The organism is Bacillus sp. 1A (assembly GCF_052682215.1).
The window spans coordinates 5,063,790-5,080,532 of record NZ_JBQYLZ010000001.1; the positions used below are offsets into that span (position 1 = coordinate 5,063,790).

At 35.8% G+C, this 16,743-nt stretch carries 21 protein-coding genes and 2 pseudogenes; 4 read left to right on the plus strand and 19 right to left on the minus strand.

Going from position 1 to position 16,743, the window contains the following annotated elements:
- Positions 1 to 69 precede the first annotated feature (69 nt).
- Genes ACUN0F_RS25825 through ACUN0F_RS25855 form a run of 7 tightly spaced genes read right to left on the minus strand, consistent with a single transcriptional unit; the run spans position 70 to position 5,624 of the window.
- Complete coding sequence (locus tag ACUN0F_RS25825; protein ID WP_060489622.1) at positions 70 to 1,050, minus strand: biotin--[acetyl-CoA-carboxylase] ligase; 981 nt, start codon at positions 1,048 to 1,050, stop codon at positions 70 to 72.
- Complete coding sequence (locus ACUN0F_RS25830; RefSeq protein ID WP_264462457.1) at positions 1,035 to 2,228, minus strand: CCA tRNA nucleotidyltransferase; 1,194 nt, start codon at positions 2,226 to 2,228, stop codon at positions 1,035 to 1,037. The genes ACUN0F_RS25825 and ACUN0F_RS25830 overlap by 16 nt, the downstream gene beginning before the upstream one ends.
- Positions 2,215 to 3,360, minus strand: a complete 1,146-nt coding sequence (gene bshA / locus ACUN0F_RS25835; RefSeq protein WP_046955215.1) for an N-acetyl-alpha-D-glucosaminyl L-malate synthase BshA — start codon at positions 3,358 to 3,360, stop codon at positions 2,215 to 2,217. The genes ACUN0F_RS25830 and bshA overlap by 14 nt, the downstream gene beginning before the upstream one ends.
- Positions 3,357 to 4,061 (minus strand): bacillithiol biosynthesis deacetylase BshB1, encoded by a 705-nt coding sequence (gene bshB1 / locus ACUN0F_RS25840; RefSeq protein ID WP_000015668.1) that lies wholly within the window; start codon positions 4,059 to 4,061, stop codon positions 3,357 to 3,359. Before bshB1 ends, bshA begins: the two co-directional genes overlap by 4 nt.
- 11 nt (positions 4,062 to 4,072) lie before the next feature.
- Positions 4,073 to 4,468, minus strand: a complete 396-nt coding sequence (gene mgsA, locus ACUN0F_RS25845) for a methylglyoxal synthase (RefSeq protein WP_046955216.1) — start codon at positions 4,466 to 4,468, stop codon at positions 4,073 to 4,075.
- A gap of 14 nt (positions 4,469 to 4,482) precedes the next feature.
- Positions 4,483 to 5,283, minus strand: a complete 801-nt coding sequence (dapB, locus tag ACUN0F_RS25850) for a dihydrodipicolinate reductase (protein WP_000658799.1) — start codon at positions 5,281 to 5,283, stop codon at positions 4,483 to 4,485.
- A complete protein-coding gene (locus tag ACUN0F_RS25855) occupies positions 5,283 to 5,624 on the minus strand; it encodes a nucleotide pyrophosphohydrolase (protein ID WP_001992677.1) in 342 nt (113 codons plus the stop codon). Before ACUN0F_RS25855 ends, dapB begins: the two co-directional genes overlap by 1 nt.
- A gap of 467 nt (positions 5,625 to 6,091) precedes the next feature.
- Between ACUN0F_RS25855 and ACUN0F_RS25860 the strand changes: the two genes are divergently transcribed.
- Complete coding sequence (locus tag ACUN0F_RS25860) at positions 6,092 to 6,973, plus strand: YitT family protein (RefSeq protein ID WP_264462456.1); 882 nt, start codon at positions 6,092 to 6,094, stop codon at positions 6,971 to 6,973.
- 28 nt (positions 6,974 to 7,001) lie between these two features.
- Here the strand turns inward: ACUN0F_RS25860 and ACUN0F_RS25865 are convergent, their stop codons facing one another.
- The 5 genes from ACUN0F_RS25865 to ACUN0F_RS25885 all read right to left on the minus strand — a co-directional run bounded on the left by ACUN0F_RS25865 (position 7,002) and on the right by ACUN0F_RS25885 (position 10,735).
- Positions 7,002 to 7,643, minus strand: a complete 642-nt coding sequence (locus ACUN0F_RS25865) for a uracil-DNA glycosylase (protein WP_046955218.1) — start codon at positions 7,641 to 7,643, stop codon at positions 7,002 to 7,004.
- Positions 7,644 to 7,743: 100 nt separating this feature from the next.
- Complete coding sequence (locus ACUN0F_RS25870; RefSeq protein WP_445540411.1) at positions 7,744 to 8,427, minus strand: zinc metallopeptidase; 684 nt, start codon at positions 8,425 to 8,427, stop codon at positions 7,744 to 7,746.
- 109 nt (positions 8,428 to 8,536) lie between these two features.
- Positions 8,537 to 9,325, minus strand: coding sequence for a sporulation protein YpjB (ypjB, locus tag ACUN0F_RS25875; RefSeq protein WP_000831596.1), 789 nt, complete (start codon positions 9,323 to 9,325; stop codon positions 8,537 to 8,539).
- A 107-nt stretch (positions 9,326 to 9,432) separates the two neighbouring features.
- Entirely contained in the window at positions 9,433 to 10,119 is a 687-nt protein-coding gene (gene lit, locus ACUN0F_RS25880) for a lipoprotein intramolecular transacylase Lit (RefSeq protein ID WP_264462454.1), read from the minus strand.
- A 25-nt stretch (positions 10,120 to 10,144) separates the two neighbouring features.
- Entirely contained in the window at positions 10,145 to 10,735 is a 591-nt protein-coding gene (locus ACUN0F_RS25885; RefSeq protein WP_445540412.1) for a DUF1405 domain-containing protein, read from the minus strand.
- A 140-nt stretch (positions 10,736 to 10,875) separates the two neighbouring features.
- Here ACUN0F_RS25885 and ACUN0F_RS25890 point away from each other — a divergent pair.
- Positions 10,876 to 11,253, plus strand: a pseudogene (locus ACUN0F_RS25890) (IS3 family transposase); the annotation flags it as partial.
- Between the two features lie 105 nt (positions 11,254 to 11,358).
- Here ACUN0F_RS25890 and ACUN0F_RS25895 read toward each other — a convergent pair.
- Both ACUN0F_RS25895 and ACUN0F_RS25900 read right to left on the minus strand, forming a co-directional pair.
- Entirely contained in the window at positions 11,359 to 11,502 is a 144-nt protein-coding gene (locus tag ACUN0F_RS25895) for a Phr family secreted Rap phosphatase inhibitor (RefSeq protein WP_138322241.1), read from the minus strand.
- Positions 11,499 to 12,593: a response regulator aspartate phosphatase gene (locus tag ACUN0F_RS25900; RefSeq protein ID WP_445540413.1), complete on the minus strand. Its 1,095-nt coding sequence runs from the start codon at positions 12,591 to 12,593 to the stop codon at positions 11,499 to 11,501. Before ACUN0F_RS25900 ends, ACUN0F_RS25895 begins: the two co-directional genes overlap by 4 nt.
- Before the next feature lie 424 nt (positions 12,594 to 13,017).
- Between ACUN0F_RS25900 and ACUN0F_RS25905 the strand changes: the two genes are divergently transcribed.
- Positions 13,018 to 13,197 (plus strand): hypothetical protein, encoded by a 180-nt coding sequence (locus tag ACUN0F_RS25905; RefSeq protein ID WP_445540414.1) that lies wholly within the window; start codon positions 13,018 to 13,020, stop codon positions 13,195 to 13,197.
- A pseudogene (locus ACUN0F_RS25910) lies at positions 13,175 to 13,345 on the plus strand (IS3 family transposase); the annotation flags it as partial. The gene ACUN0F_RS25905 and the pseudogene ACUN0F_RS25910, both read left to right, overlap by 23 nt.
- Positions 13,346 to 13,405: 60 nt before the next feature.
- Here the strand turns inward: ACUN0F_RS25910 and qcrC are convergent.
- From qcrC to ACUN0F_RS25935, 5 genes are all read right to left on the minus strand, one after another.
- Positions 13,406 to 14,173, minus strand: a complete 768-nt coding sequence (gene qcrC, locus ACUN0F_RS25915; protein ID WP_000554601.1) for a menaquinol-cytochrome c reductase cytochrome b/c subunit — start codon at positions 14,171 to 14,173, stop codon at positions 13,406 to 13,408.
- Between the two features lie 43 nt (positions 14,174 to 14,216).
- Complete coding sequence (qcrB, locus tag ACUN0F_RS25920; protein ID WP_000932700.1) at positions 14,217 to 14,891, minus strand: menaquinol-cytochrome c reductase cytochrome b subunit; 675 nt, start codon at positions 14,889 to 14,891, stop codon at positions 14,217 to 14,219.
- Positions 14,892 to 15,404: a menaquinol-cytochrome c reductase iron-sulfur subunit gene (gene qcrA / locus ACUN0F_RS25925; protein ID WP_001290419.1), complete on the minus strand. Its 513-nt coding sequence runs from the start codon at positions 15,402 to 15,404 to the stop codon at positions 14,892 to 14,894. It abuts the gene before it with no gap.
- A 143-nt stretch (positions 15,405 to 15,547) separates the two neighbouring features.
- Positions 15,548 to 16,003, minus strand: coding sequence for a YpiF family protein (locus ACUN0F_RS25930; RefSeq protein WP_046955220.1), 456 nt, complete (start codon positions 16,001 to 16,003; stop codon positions 15,548 to 15,550).
- 154 nt (positions 16,004 to 16,157) lie between these two features.
- The gene (locus ACUN0F_RS25935; protein ID WP_001095922.1) at positions 16,158 to 16,694 is read right to left on the minus strand and encodes a ReoY family proteolytic degradation factor; all 537 of its coding nucleotides are present in this window, start codon (positions 16,692 to 16,694) and stop codon (positions 16,158 to 16,160) included.
- Between the last annotated feature and the right edge of the window lie 49 nt (positions 16,695 to 16,743).

Sequence of the window (16,743 nt, forward strand, 5' to 3'; positions counted from 1 at the left end):
AAAATTTATTACCGTATTGTAAGCTCAAAAGTATGTAAATAAAAAAGAAGTTCCAAATAGGAACTTCTTTTACTTAATTTCGATATCCGCGGAATGAATGTGATGTACTTTCCCTTCATGATCCTCTAGAAGTAATACACCATCCTCTGTAATTCCTTTTGCTACCCCTATAATTGTCTCTCTCATCGTTCGAGCGGTAATTTCTTTCCCGATGCTCACAGCGTAACTTTCCCAAAGAATTTTAATAACAGAGAAACCATTTTGTAAATACTCTTCATATAATTTTTCTAGTTGTAAAAAGATTTGTTGCATAAGCTCTGCACGAACAATTGGCTTACCAGATTCAATCGCTAAAGAAGTAGCAATATGCTGAATTTCCTCATCAAAATGTTCTTGCTTTTGATTCGCATTAATACCAATACCCATAATGACAGCATTAATTTTATCAGGATCCGCCTGCATTTCTGTTAATATACCTACAGCCTTTTTACCTTGAATTAAAATATCATTTGGCCATTTTATTCCTACATTTACACCCATGCACTTTTCAATTGCTTGTGCAACGCTAACAGCCGCTAACAAAGTAAGTTGTGGTGCATGATGAACCGGGATTGATGGACGTAAAATAATACTCATCCAAATTCCTGTTCCTTTTGGTGAATACCATTTCCTGCTTAAACGACCTCTGCCTGATGTTTGTTCTTCTGCAACAACAATCGTTCCTTCTTCTGCACCTTCATAAGCAAGTTTTGCTGCAATATGCTGCGTGGATTCAACAGTTTCTTCAAAATATACCGTTCTACCAATATGTTTCGTTTGTAACCCTAACTGAATTTCATTAGCAGTCACTTTGTCTGGCTTCCCCGCAATGCGATAACCTAATCGACGCACAGCTTCAAGTTCATATCCCTCATTCCGAAGGTCCTCCATATGTTTCCACACAGCGGTTCTTGAACAACCAAGTTTATCACTAATCGTTTGGCCAGATACAAACGCGCCATCCGCTTCCGAAAAAACTTGCAATAACTGCTTTCTTATAGTAGATTGCATTCTTGCAGCCACTCCCTTATACACTCTTTCTCATTAACTACGTTTCCTTGTACGATTGCTTCCTCAATTTTTTGAATCATTTTAGCCACCCACGGACCGGGCTTTTTATTTGCCCAGTTTAATAAATCATTCCCAGTCACATTCATTTCTTGGCGACTCTTGATTGGCAATGCTTCAAACAACGTTTGTATTCGTTTAACAGATGTATGATCATAGCTTTCAATCATCGCTTCATATACTCTTTCTGCCATTTCAGCGATATGAATTCCCGTTTTATAAAGAAGAACTGTATCCCAATCCTTCTCCTTTCTCGTACGGATTGTTAATAAAACTGCAACGATATCTTTTATTTTTTTATTCGAAAACTTCCATTGACGTAAAAAGACAGATGGATGCTCTTCTCCAATACAATATAAGAAAAATGCCCATGCCTCAATGTCCGTTTCAAAAGAATCCCAGTTATACTGCGTAGCTTTTAACAATCTCTCTTCTGACATTTGTAAATACGGTAGATGAGAAAATAGCTTCGTTTCTACTAATTCTTGCAAGCCCTTCACGCAATATGTACCAGTTAACAGTTTCTCAAACTCGACTGTAATTCGCTCAATTGCAATATGTTCTAGCAAATGTCCATATGTTTCAATTGCTTGTTTCGTTTTCATTTCTAAAGAAAAACCTAACGTACTTACGAAACGAATACCACGCATCATTCGCAGGGCGTCTTCTTGAAAACGATCCGCAGCATTGCCAACTGTCACAATTTCTCTCTTTTGAATCGCTTGTTGTCCAGCAAATAAATCAACCATTTCGCCTTCTTCTGTCATCGCAATTGCATTCATTGTGAAATCACGACGTTTTAAATCCTCTTCTAATGAACGAACAAATTGAACACTACTAGGTCTTCGAAAATCTTCATATTCGCTCTCTGTTCGAAAAGTGGTTACCTCATAAGGTTCACCATTTTCTACCACAATTACAGTTCCATGCTCAAGACCAACAGGAACATGTCTTGGAAATATAGCCATCACTTCTTCTGGTAAAGCAGATGTCGCAATATCAATATCTCCAATCGGCCTATCGATAATAAGATCTCGTACGCTTCCGCCGACAAAGTAGGCCTCATGTCCTTTTTGCTTTAAAGTCTCAATAATAGAACTAGCTTTTTTAAATCTTTCCATTTTTGTCATCCCTTAGTACATCATAGTAAATCGTTTCATATTGTGAGACGATTTTTTCAGAGCGGAACTGCTCGTAAACACTTGCTCTTGCTCGCTCTCCCATATTACGGTGAAGTTCTTCATCCTTTAATAGCTGAATGGCTTGATTTGCCACTCCTGCTGGATTGCCAACTTCACATAAATATCCTGTTTCACCATGTTGAATGACTTCTGGAATACCTCCAACCCTTGTTCCGATACAAGGCACACCACACGCCATCGCTTCTAATAAAACAAGACCAAAACTCTCCTTCTCTGATAGAAGCAACATTAAATCACTCATTGCAAGTAGCTCTGCAACATTATCTTGCTTCCCTAAGAATAAGACGCGATCTTCAATATGTAAATTTTTCACTAGCTGTAAAATCGTGCAAAATTCTGGTCCATCTCCAACAAGAAGCAACTTCGCATCTACTTCTGTAACAACTTTAGCAAATGCCTGAACAACATCTTGCACGCGTTTCACTTTACGGAAATTTGAAATGTGAATGAGTATCTTTTCACTCTCACTTATACCGTATTCTTTCTTTAATTGAGACATATCACGCTTGAAATATACACGCTCGTCTATAAAGTTATATACCGTTTGAATGTTTTTATTTGGTTTTACAAGCTCATGCGTTTCGCTAATCAATGAATGCGAGACAGCCGTCACAACATCAGATTGCTCAATACCGAAACGAATTAAATTATTTAGCGAAGGGTCGGAACCTAACACAGTAATATCTGTTCCATGCAAGGTTGTAACAATTTTAATACGCTCCCCAATCATTTGTTTTGCTAAATAAGCACAAATGGCATGTGGTATTGCGTAATGCACATGTAAAATATCTAGGTTCTCTCTTTGTGCAACCTCTGCCATTTTACTCGCTAACGCTAAATCGTATGGTGGATATTGAAATACAGAGTATTGACTTACCGTCACTTCATGAAAATAAATGTTTGGATACACTTTATTTAATCGGAATGGTAAACCCGATGTAATAAAGTGAATTTCATGCCCGCGTTCCGCTAATTGCTTTCCTAATTCTGTTCCAACAACTCCAGAACCACCTACAGAAGGATAACATGTAATACCTATTTTTAATTTCATTTACATCCCCCTACTAAATCAGCATGTAATAAAACCGGTTTCTTACTCTTAAATCCCTCGGCATATAAGACTCCAACTTCTTTTCCAAACATTTTCTCTCGAGCGACCACAGTTTCAACGTAACCTTCTGTTAACGGCGTTTTCACACCATCACTACCTGTTAAAAACTGACTTTCATACGCTTCTAATGCTTCCACTTTTATAGAAAGGTACTCACTTATATCTATACAAAAATTCGGTTTATGAAAACCATTAATCATATAATAATAAAAAGACTCCACGCGATGTGGCGAAACCTCTGGCATATATTTACGAATTCCCGCTGAAAAAATAGCTTCTTCCACAAGTTTTGCACAATTTGCATGATCTGGATGACGATCTTCATAATACGGCGCAAAAACTAGTTTTGGTTTATATGTACGAATCACCTTTACAATTTCACGTATATACTCTTCTTTCATATACAAACCACGGTCTGGCATCGCTAAATTCAGTCTCGTTTTTACTCCCATTATACGAGCTGCCGCCTTTGCTTCTTCTTTTCTCAATTCTATCGTTCCATTAGAAGAAAGGTCAGCTTCTGTTAAATCACAAATACCTACTTCATACCCTTGCTTCGTATATTTAGCAATGGTACCAGCCATGCCGATTTCAACATCATCGGCATGAGCACCAAACGCTAATATATGTAATCCACTCATAATTGTTCCCCTCATTTTCTAAACTTGCGGTAATCTAAATCTCCTCGCTCTAATGCGTGCATTAACATTTCAGCACTTGCCATATTCGTTGCAAGTGGAATCGCATATACATCACATAAACGAAGCAATGCATTTACATCTGGTTCATGCGGCTGAGCAGTTAGTGGATCTCGGAAAAAAATCACCATATCCATATCGTTTTTTGCAATCATGGCACCAATTTCTTGATCGCCACCAAGAGGACCCGACTGAAATCTTGTTACAACTAAACCAGTTGCCTCCATAATACGAAGTCCTGTCGTCCCTGTTGCAAATAATTCATGTTGTTCAAAAATTGGTTTATATGCGTATGCAAACGAAACCATGTCATCTTTCTTTTTGTCATGTGCGATTAAGGCAATTTTCATCCGTTGTCTCCCCTTTAGTCGATAATATTTTCTAAACCGTACACAAGATGATCTAGATTCATTACTGTATCAATTGATAGTTTTACACCCGACATAAATGATGCACGATTGAATGAATCATGACGAACCGTTAACATTTGTCCATCTCCACCAAACATTACTTCTTGGTGTGCAATAAGTCCTGGTAAACGTACACTATGAATGTGAATGCCGTCTACATTTGCACCACGAGCACCTTCTAGTTGTTCTACTTCATTCGGATGACCTTGCTGCTTTGATTCACGGTTTTGACGAATTAATTCTACTGTTTTTACTGCTGTACCAGATGGTGCATCTAACTTTTGATCATGATGCAATTCAATTACTTCAACATCTTGGAAATACTTCGCTGCCATTTGTGAGAATTTCATCATAAGAACTGCACCAATTGCAAAGTTTGGAGCGATAATTGTTCCTACTGCTTTTTCTTTCGCATTCTCTGTTAATTGTTTTAGTTCTTCTTCTGTAAATCCAGTTGTACCAATAACAGAACGAAGTCCACGCTCAACTGCTAGTGTAACGTGTTGTTTCCCAACTTCTGGTGTTGTTAAATCTAACAACACATCTGCTTCTACTTCCTCTAAACAAGTATGTAAATCGGCGTAAATAGGTGCATCTAGCGCAGGCATGCCCGGTAAATCAGAGATTTTCTCTCCTCCATGCTTATAATCCACTGCCGCTACTAAATTAAAATGTTCCGTTCTTTCCATAAGAAGGACTGCTTCATGCCCCATTCGCCCTCTTGGTCCAGCGATAATTACTTTAATTTCTTTCATTATTCTTTCTCTCCCTCATCAATACGTGTCCAGCGATCTTTATCACGTGTATTAAATTTATTCATTACAATGTTATGTGCTGTTTCTAAATCAATATTTAAACTATTTGCCATACAAATCATAACAAATAATACATCTCCAAGCTCTTCTTCAATACTACGTTCTGTTTCAGTTGTTTTCTTCGGTTTCTCTCCATAATAATGATTTACCTCTCTTGCAAGCTCCCCCATTTCTTCCGTTAAACGAGCCATCATTGCAAGTGGACTGAAATAACCTTCTTTAAACTGACCAATATATGCATCTACTTCTTTCTGCATATCCTTCATCGTTTTTGCTTCCATACAATTCACCTCTAATCCTTCCTCTTTCATGTTAGCCAATTCATCGCGATTTGACAAATATTATTCCCCGCCAAACACCTATTTGCGCCCCTTTTTTGGATAGACTATAATAAAGTGAAACTTTCTTTTGCGTTTTTTGCAAAAGATTAGTTGAACCAATCGGGCTCTTACGGCTGGTTTGATCTCACTTCACTGCTTTATCCTCTACCAGCCGTTAGAGCGGGGTAAAGTGAAACTTTCTTTTGCGATTTTTGCAAAAGATCAGCCAGAACCAATCGGGTTCCTACGACTGGTTTGCCCTTCTTCAGAGCTTCATCTCCTACCAGCCGTTGGAACGGGGTAAAGTGAAACTTTCTTTTGCGGTTTTGTAGCCTTCACTATTTTTACTAACAACTAGAAATTACTTATCATTATGTTTTACCGTTTCAGCGGAGCAATGCAATCTACATAATTAGGGGGATTTCTATATGACATCAAATTTGAAGTTTCGAAATATCATTTTCATTTTAATCGGTTCCGCTATTTTTTCTTTCGGTATTGTGAATATCAATATTGAAAATCACCTTGCGGAAGGTGGATTTACCGGTATTACACTATTATTGTATTTTCTATTTAAGTTTGATCCTTCTTATTCAAACTTAATTTTAAATATCCCTATATTTTTTATTGGTTGGAAGTTACTTGGAAGAACGACATTTATCTATACACTAATCGGCACCTTCAGCGTATCTTTATTTCTATGGATTTTTCAACGTTACGACGTTCTCAACTTACATTTAAACTTACAAAATGATATGACACTCGCGGCTTTATTCGCCGGGGCATTTATCGGTGTCGGTCTTGGAATCATATTTAAATATGGCGGGACTACTGGCGGTGTAGATATTATCGCAAGACTCGCTCATAAATATGTTGGCTGGAGTATGGGGAAAACGATGTTTATGTTTGATGCTATCGTCATTATCGTCTCTATTCTTACCTATTTATCATACCGCGAGGGCATGTATACGTTAGTTGCTGTTTTTATCGGGGCGAAAGTCATTGATTTTATGCAAGAAGGAGCCTATGCGGCAAAAGGAGCAACTATTATCTCAGATAAAAACGATGAAATTGCTGCCAAAATTTTATCTGAGATGGAACGCGGAGCTACTTTTTTAAAAGCTGTTGGATCGTATACAAAAGTGGAACGGAACGTATTATATTGCGTTGTTGCTAAAAATGAAATCGTGAAATTAAAAAATATTATTACTTCTGTAGATCCTCATGCCTTTGTTGCTGTAAGTGATGTACATGATGTAGTTGGTGAAGGTTTTACGTTAGATGAAAATAAAAATCCTTTACATACATAAACGCAACTAGAAAAGCTAGAGAGCTTTTCTAGTTTTTTATTACATATTTTTTAAGTTTCTCTAAATCCTCATAAATAAACTCCAATAAACTCCTATTATAAAAAATGGAAGCAGGATGAAAAGTCGGGAAAATATGATATTCTTTCTCTGACCATGTAAACTCTGCACTTTGCATATCCTTTAATTTTTGAATGGGCTGTATTAATAATTGTCCGTGCACATCTGTAATTTTTTTATTTTTCCCCGTTAAACGTTGAAGGCCGATATTTCCAAGCGTGACGATAAGCTTCGGGTTTATTTTCTCTAATTCATAATCTAACAAAGGGGCATGGGCAAGTATTTCTCCTTGATTTGGCGTTCTATTATACTTTTTCTGTATGATTTCACCATTTCGTTCTTTTTTCTCTCGCCACTTATATGGTCTACTTCGAACGGCGCTCGTGATATATACTTCTTCCCTTTTAACTTGAATACGCTCTAAAAAATCCATTAGTTGTTTTCCCGCCCTCCCGCTAAACGGAATCCCATTATGAATTTCTGTTTCACCAGGCGCTTCTCCTAACAACATAAATTTCGGATTTTCAGGACCTTGTCCACTTAAGAAACCTTCTAGCTGATAAGGAGCACTTTGTTCTTTCACTTGTTTTACTAAATGGCTTGGATATTTCATTTTCCCCACCGCCTTTCCGTATTACTTCTATTATTTCTATTTGCAATACATTATATAATTCAATCCACAAAACAAAAAAGACTATCAAAATTGATAGTCTTTAGTCGTCGCTACGCTGCATACCAGTATACATTAATACGAGACGTAATAATTCAAATACTGCTACAGCTGCAGCCGCTACATATGTTAATGCTGCCGCATTTAATACTTTACGAGCTTGCCCATATTCATCTGTTGATACGATACCTAACGCTTCAATTTGTTGCATTGCACGCTTTGATGCATCAAACTCAACTGGTAATGTAACGAGTTGGAACACAACACCTGCTGCCATTAAAATAATTCCTAATAACAATAGTTTTGACATTGTCGCAAATATACCAATCATAATAAATACCCATGATATATTCGATCCAAAATTCGCCACAGGCACTAACGAATGACGAATACGCATAAAGTTATAATCTTTTGCATCTTGAATTGCGTGTCCTACTTCGTGTGCTGCTACTGCTGTACCAGCAACTGAATGACCGTAATAGTTATCTGTTGATAATCGAACTGTTTTGGCAGTTGGATCATAATGGTCTGATAAATGACCTGATGTTTCTTCTACAGCTACGTTGTATAATCCATTTTCATCTAAAATCTTTCGAGCCACTTCCGCTCCTGTCATACCTGATGTTGAATAAACTTGTGAATACTTGCTATAGGCACTACGTACTTTTGACTGTGCATACAACGGTATGATCATTATGATCGCGAAGTAAATTAAATAAAACATCATGAACCTTTGAACCTCCATTGAAGTTTTAATTATAGTACTTCTCATTCTATTTTCTTCTGACATCATTGTCAATGAATAAACCTTACAATCCATATCTTTATTTATTGCATTATCTATTTTTAGAGTGTACATTACTTTTTCTTTTTTCTCTCTCTCCTTTATACTTTCTCCATCCAACATAAGTTAATGTGAATAAAATAAGACCTCCAGTAATTGTCATAAACCAAATGAGAGAGGGTGCAATTTCATCTTTTTTTACTGTGTGAAATATTTTTTGCAAATCCCCTTTAATGATTCCTAATTGCATTTGCCCACCTTTCGTTTTTAACATAACGTTACGAAATTCATCCAAATAAGATAAATGGGCATTTACACGCTGCACTTCGTTTTCTGGCAAAGCAATCATTAAACTTGGATAAATAATATTAAATTCATGTAAAAATGTGTTTAACGTTTGTTGAAACTGTCCCGTATCTTCTTTTTTCATCGCTTTTTCCATTTGAGAAAAGGCACCCATTACTTTTTTTTCTCTTTCCATCCAAAGTGGTTGATATTTCGACACTTTCGCATCAACAGCGAGCTGTAGGGCTAACACATTATCAATTTTAACTTGTTTACCTAAATCTGTTTCCGCGAGTGATTGTTTCGCCTTGTCGTAAGCTAAAGAAATAACTCTAACTTGATCTGGCGTTACTTCTTGCTTCTTTTCATTCCCCTTTATGACAAACTGCTCCGAGAAATGTTGTAATACTTGCACTGCTTTTTCATCTTCATTACGCTTCACTAATTGTAATGAGTCGTCTAACAACCCTGTTAGTTCACTCCACTCTTCAGCATATATACGTAACGGAAACATTATAATTAGAAATGCTATCAATCCAATTAATGTTCTCTTCATCACGGTCCCCCCTATAACTACTAGTACAAAATATGTTAATTGGGACAAGAATAGAACAGAACTGGACCGAAAAATATATTATCGTTTTACAAACAAAAAAATTCTCTTTAAACAGAGAATTTTTCCTTTGAAATCCTTTTCTTTTTTACGAAATATCTATACAAGCTGTAACAAAGTATGCTGCCACATAAAATAAATAATAAAATTGCACACGCAGCATGCATAAAGAATTCTTCTGGTAACATTAATATAATTGGATCCGTTTCAATATCAAACATCCAATAATCATTACTGAATAACAGCTTATGGAATAATACAAAACTCTTTTCAAAATTAATAGCGATCGGTAACATGAGCGCGATCGGTAAAATAATTGTTAAAATTGATCCGTGCAGTAAAAACTTTTCATTTTTCTTTTTTAATAAATAAATCCCGCCTATTATTGCAATCATAATTGTCGCATACATTACATATTGAATCTTTACTAAAATATTTTTAACATCTACAAAATGAATACGGCCATTTGTAGACATATCTAATGTTGGCAACTGCAATGCTCCATCATAAAACGGCGATAAATATGTAATAAGCACATCATAATTTCTTTTAATATCATCCTTCGTCATATCCGCTAAATCTGGAATGTTTAAAAAATCAATTTCAAAATAATATAGCCATTTTCCGTATACAACCACCGTTGTTGCGAGTGCAAATATAGAAAATGCTATACTATATGAAACAACTATAGTAATCAATCGATCCAATATTTTTGTACCACTCTTATTTTTCTTCATTTTCTCCCCCTACATGTTCTAACTATCATAAAGAAAACTGTTTTCGGTTCTCACGCAAGCAATAATAATACGTAAGACATAGTGTGACGATGCTTAGCCAAAACGTAAAGTAACCAATTTCTTCTACAAACAAATGCATAATTCCATATCTCGGCATTTGCCAAAATAAATAATCAATTGCATCATTATGTACTGTCCATATAGCTGCTACCGCAAAATGCCATTTTTTTATACGGTAAAACGGTGCATATAACAATCCTTGTACTGCCATCGCAAAGTGCGAAAGCATTAACATATACCCCATAAGACCAATAGGACCTTTTACATAGATCATAATTGCATTTACAACAACAGCCCATATACCATATTTCATTAAAGTAACAATCGCTAGCGCCTCTATTAATCCCCAATTTCTCTTTCTTAAAAAAGCAATTAAAACAAAGACAAAAAAGAGACTCGCCATCGGGCTATCGGGTACAAACGGCCAAAATATAGGTGAGGTTTCTTTTAATTGATTTCCGTACCATATAAATCCGTATATTGTACCTAATATGTTAACAACTAATAAAAATAATAATATAGAGCGTTGTCTTAACATTGCATACAAGTAAATCAAGCTGTATGTCCAACACCTTTCAAACAAAGTCATTCTTTCCTCAAACTCTACTCTATTATATAGTAAACTTTCTTTCATCAAAATAAAAAACTCACTACACTTGGAAGTGAACCCGAATATTGGTGCATGAAAAAAACACTTCCATGTATTTATCAACGATTATGGATGCCTTTAATCGTGAAATTATTAGTTGTGTCATCATTAAATTACAAGCAATGAGAGGGCGAAAAGTAAAAGATGTCCTTCTTCACTCAGATCAAGGAAGTATTTATACAGCAAAAGAAAACGGCATTATCACCAGCATGTCCCGGAGAGGAAATTGCCATGATAATGCCGTCATGGAAAGCTTCTTTGGTCATTTAAAAAGTGAAGCTTTCTATTCACAAAAGATAACAAAAGTATCCAACACAACTGTGCGAAAGATTGTGCTAGAATACATTCATTACTACAATTGTGTGCGAATTCAAGAAAAATTAAACCACCTATCCCCTAAAGAATTTAGGGAACAAGTGGTTTAGGTGTTTTGATAGGTGTCCCGTTTTCGGGGGGCACTTCATTACGAAATGGGCTTTTTGTTATAAATCATAATTATTCGGTTTTTAAATGGGGTAATGAACCTTATACTAGATTCCTCCACCTGGTTCAGTCATATATTGTACAACAGGTGATTTTTGTGTTGCATTTTGATGAATTTCAGGGTTATTTAATCCAACAGATAATACAGCGACAGTTACTAGACTTAGAACGAAAATCTTGATCTTTTTCATCTTAAATACCCCTTTTCCTTTATTGAAATTTTAGCTTCATAACTCATACGATAGTAATCTGAAGCCTTATCTTTCATTCCTATATTATAACACTCATTAGCTAAAAATTCAGAATAGCTTTGAATTTCTTTCGAAATATTTTGATCTTTAAAATAAACAATAGCTTCCAAAACAATAGCCTCTAATTCTTCGATAGCAGCCTTATCAACTAAAGCATTCAATATTTTATAACGGTGGTGATATTCTTCCGTACAGTCTTCTAACCCTTCAGCAATAAAGTTTCTTGCCTTTTCATAATTCCCTAAATTATAGTGAACTTCCGCTAAGGTATGTATACCTTTTTTCTGATACGGTAATCGAGGAGAACTGAATTTTTCATATACATCTTCTAAATGTCGTAGAGATATCTCCCACAGCTTTTGATTCGAATAGAAAACACCTAAATTATAACGAACCGTTAGGGCTGCTTTCGATTCCTTTTCCTCCTCTAGTATACTTAAGGCAGATATTAGATATTCTTCTGCCATACCATGCTGATCAAGTGTAATAAGGGACATCCCTATTGTATTTTTACAGGCTCCAACCTTCGCATGAAACGAATGTAACTCTTTATCTTTTTCGAAGTATGCTAGGGCATTCGATGTATGTTTCACCGCTAAAGTGGGTTGTGATAAATAATAATGGTACAAGCCTACTCTATATTGAAACTCTGCATTTTCTAATTCGTCATTAAGGACTGGTAGTAATTCTTCTGCAAGTCTCAAATGATGTTCTGCTTTTGGATACTGTCCCATTTCTGTTGTATAGATGAATTTAAAAAAGTGATAATAGTATTGCAATCTTGAATCAGGTTGCTCCTGAAGATGTGAAAGACTTCCTAGATCATGTTCAAAGTTACCGATTAACATTTGGAAACGACAATTAAATAAGGTGTAATAATCTAAAAGATCGTCATATTCTTTCATACTATTAAATTTTTCATCTATAACTTGTTTCAAGGCAATCGTTTTTTCTGTATGCTGCGAAACCATTTCAAGATACCATTCTTGTAATAATGCATATCCTGTATTTGTGAAATCCCTTGTTTCCATCGCCCGTCACCCTCTCTTTATATACTACCTACATATTATTTAAATATTAACACAATTCCTTTAACCACAAGCGATTTTTAATGTTGAGAAAATTTTTTAGGGTCAAACCTTATTTTACATATATAAAAAACCTATAATATAAGTATCAATTTATAAAATTACTAGCGATACGGTACGTGGAATTATATAAAGATTGGAGTGTCCTCATGGATATATCACCAAAAATACACAAAAATAAGGAACCCCATAGTGAAGCTGTTAAAAAGATTTACTATGTTTTCAAGAAAGAATGGCTAACAAGTTATGATTACAAAACACAAAAACCCCTTTACTACTGAAGCGAACCCGAATAGTGGTACATGAAAAAAACACCTCCATTGAATTCGCATACTAAGTATTCAAATTCAATGGAGGTGTTTGTCGTTTGAAGACAAGAGTTCATTACCCAGAAGAAACAAAGTGGAAAGTCATTGAAATGAAGAAAGACGGTTATTCAAATCGTACAATTATGGAGAAACTCGGAATTAAAAATGTTTCCCAAATTAAGACATGCATGCAATGGTATCGTACAGATCAAACGTATCTTTGGTCATTTAAAAAGTGAAGATTTCTACTCACAAAAGATAACAAAAGTATCCAACACAACTGTGCGAAAGATTGTGCTAGAATACATTCATTACTACAATTGTGTGCGAATTCAAGAAAAATTAAACCACCTATCCCCTAAAGAATTTAGGGAACAAGTGGTTTAGGTGTTTTGATAGGTGTCCCGTTTTCGGGGGGCACTTCATTTTTTTGTAGTCAGCTTTTCATTATTTTTTATTATACTTTGCAACGAATTCCGAAAGCTTTTTCAGTTCCTCATCTGTACCTTTAAATACCCCTTTAGGCATGGAACCTTTTCCGTCTTTCGCAATTTTAGCAATTTCTTCTGGCTTTAAAGTTAAGTTTTGCAGTGCTGGTGCTGCTGCCCCGCCTTGTAAATTGTCACCGTGACATGTTAAACAAGTATTTTTTTGCATTAATTTATAGCCGTCATCATTTTTATCAACTGGTGCTGTTTTTACAATTGCTCCTTGTTTTTTTGCAGCTTCCCAGTCGTGGTGTGCTACAGATTCCCAAGTTAAAAAGATAATCGATGCAATTGCTAAAAGCATAAATCCAGTTGCTACAGGACGCTTCAATGGGCGTCTTTCTGGGCCTCGATCAAGAAATGGAGCTAACAGTAATGCGCCAAACGCAATCCCTGGCATAATAAACGCTCCAATTACAGTAAATGAACCAGAAGCATAAGAATACTTTAATAACTGATACAAGAATAAGAAATACCAATCTGGAAGTGGTATATATCCGGCATCAGTTGGATCCGCCATTCTCTCAAGTGGTGACGGATGCGCCACTGTTAAACATAAATAACCGATTAAAAAAACTGCACCAACCATCCATTCTTTTAACAAGAAGTTCGGCCAAAACGCTTCTGTTTTTCCTGGGTATTCAGAATAGTCTTTTGGAATATTTGGTTTCCGAGCTACTGGTACCCGAGAATCTCCTACAAACTTCATCCCTTTGCCTCGATGCATAATCTCCCTCCTTTAGTTCTTTCCCCTTTAATTTAGCAATCTCTTATAGCGGACCGGAAATACCTTGTTTGCGAATCATGATGAAGTGGAAGGCCATTAAACCTAGAAGTGCTGCTGGTAAGAAGAATACGTGAATAGCAAAGAAGCGAGTTAATGTTTGAGCGCCAACAATTTCGGAATGACCAGCGAGTAATGTTTTAATATAAGGACCAATGAGCGGCGTTTGCTCTGCAATTTGAATCCCTACTTTCGTAGCAAATAATGCTTTCATATCCCACGGTAATAAATATCCGGTAAAACCAAGACCTAACATAACAAAGAAAATAAGAACACCAACAATCCAGTTTAACTCACGAGGCTTTTTATACGCACCCTGGAAGAAAACTCTAAGTGTATGTAAAAACATCATTACAATGACGAGACTAGCGCCCCAGTGGTGCATACCACGAACAATTTGCCCATATGCAACTTCATTTTGTAAATAATAAACCGATTCCCAAGCATTTTTAATATCAGGCACATAATACATCGTCAAAAACATTCCTGATAAAATTTGAATTACAGTAACGAAAAAGGTAAGTCCTCCAAAGCAATAAACGAATGCAGAAAAGTGATGTGCCGGGTTTACATGTTCAGGTACTTCATGATCAGCGATATCACGCCATATTGGTGTAATATCTAACCTTTCATCTACCCAATCATAAATTTTATTTAGCATCTACTTTGCACCCCCTTTTGGCTTCGCTTTGCCTAAATACAGCGTTCCATCTTTTACTTTGGACTCGTATACATCAAGCGGAGCAAGGGGCGGCGTACCTTTAATGTTCATCCCGTCTTTTGTGTAACGGCCCCCGTGACATGGACAAAAGAATTGATTCGGATGTGCTTTGTCCGAATTCCAGTTAACTGTACATCCCAAATGTTTACATACTGGAGAGAACGCAACAATGTCTCCGCTTTCATCTTTATGAACCCAAGCTGATTTTGGCTCTTCGGACTTGTACCAACCATCAACCTGCTTCACCTTAAAGTCGAAACGTTTCGGCTCTGTTGTAATATCCTTTACTTGTGCAACAGCAACCATATCCGTTCCCGCTTCTTTTCTTAACACCGGATCAAGCGCAAATCGCGTCATCGGCATTAAAATACCCGCTGCCATAAAGCCTCCTACCCCTGTAAGGGTGTAATTTAAAAACTGTCTTCTTGATACACGATGTTCTTTCTCGCTCACGAAAATTTCCCCCCTCTATCAGAAATTGTCCCCTCGTGATAAATTATATAAAAAATAAAAACTAGGACACTATCATGATATAATACGCTTAGGTACAGGTCAATATCATACTACTCATAATAATAAGAACTTTCTGTTTATTACTACTTTCCCCATTTTTTTTCTAACATCACCATTATATTTTTTATATGTGCATGAATAACTTCTCTTTTCGCTTGATCACTAAATTGTTCTAACGCTAATGAAGGAAACCAAAATAAATCTCCTTGTAACTCTTGCATATCTTCTTTCCATGAAAAATCACTTGTAACATAAGCAATATGCTTAAAACCTTGCTTTTGCAAATGATTTGTCCATTCTTGCAAACGACCTTTTTCATTTTTTTGACTTTCTACTAAATACGTAAATGCAGGTAGTAAAAGTACTCTTCCTTTATATTCTCTTTCCAACTCCATACTCAACAATTCGATAAATTCACCTTGTTCTACTACCATTTTCATTTCTTTTGCTGCCGAAATTGATAAAAGTGGTATAACACCAGTATCTACATACTCTCTTGCTTGCTCAAACTGCTCCACATCTTTTACACTCCATTTCAAATGTCTTCCCTCCCTTCATTTGTAAATGACAGAACTTTCACTTTATATATATTAAACCATACTAAAAGAGGTAAAAAAAGAAAAACTACCTATATTAAGGTAGTTTTTCTTAAAAAGTCTGAAATTTGTAAAATTTTATGAATCCAAATGAATTCTATAACATCTTTAACTCAGCTGTTAACTTATGAAACGCTTCCTTATCTTGCTTATCCAGCGCTTCATCAATTTGTTTCAAAAGACGTTCTCTTCTAAAAGAAAATACACTTTCTTCTAAAAATCTTTCTGCAAGTAAACGATCTTTTTCATTTACTTCAATATGCTTTGGTAAATACGGGTTTTCTTCTAATACAGCTACATAATTGGCATTTTGAAACGATGATTTAAAATTGAGTTGAATATAAATATCTTCATCTCGATTTAAACGAATATCATGAAACGATTTTTCAGCATCTGTTGTCATAACATTTTGTTTAAAAAAGTGAAACGGTGTGTCTTTCACACAATTCGCGGACATCACTAAACCACGCGGACAATATTTTGCATGCTCTACGAAGTGGACTTTATGCATCAATTGGTCATGACTCATTAAATAATTCAAAATCCATACGCATTCACGCTGTTTCAGTTGGTAATTATTCAAAAACCATTTTACAAAATCCTTCTTCTCGTTTACAGAAACAGGGGTATTCATAGCAATTAAGTCCCTCCTCTGTCTTTCTCTTTTCTTTTTAGATTCAAGA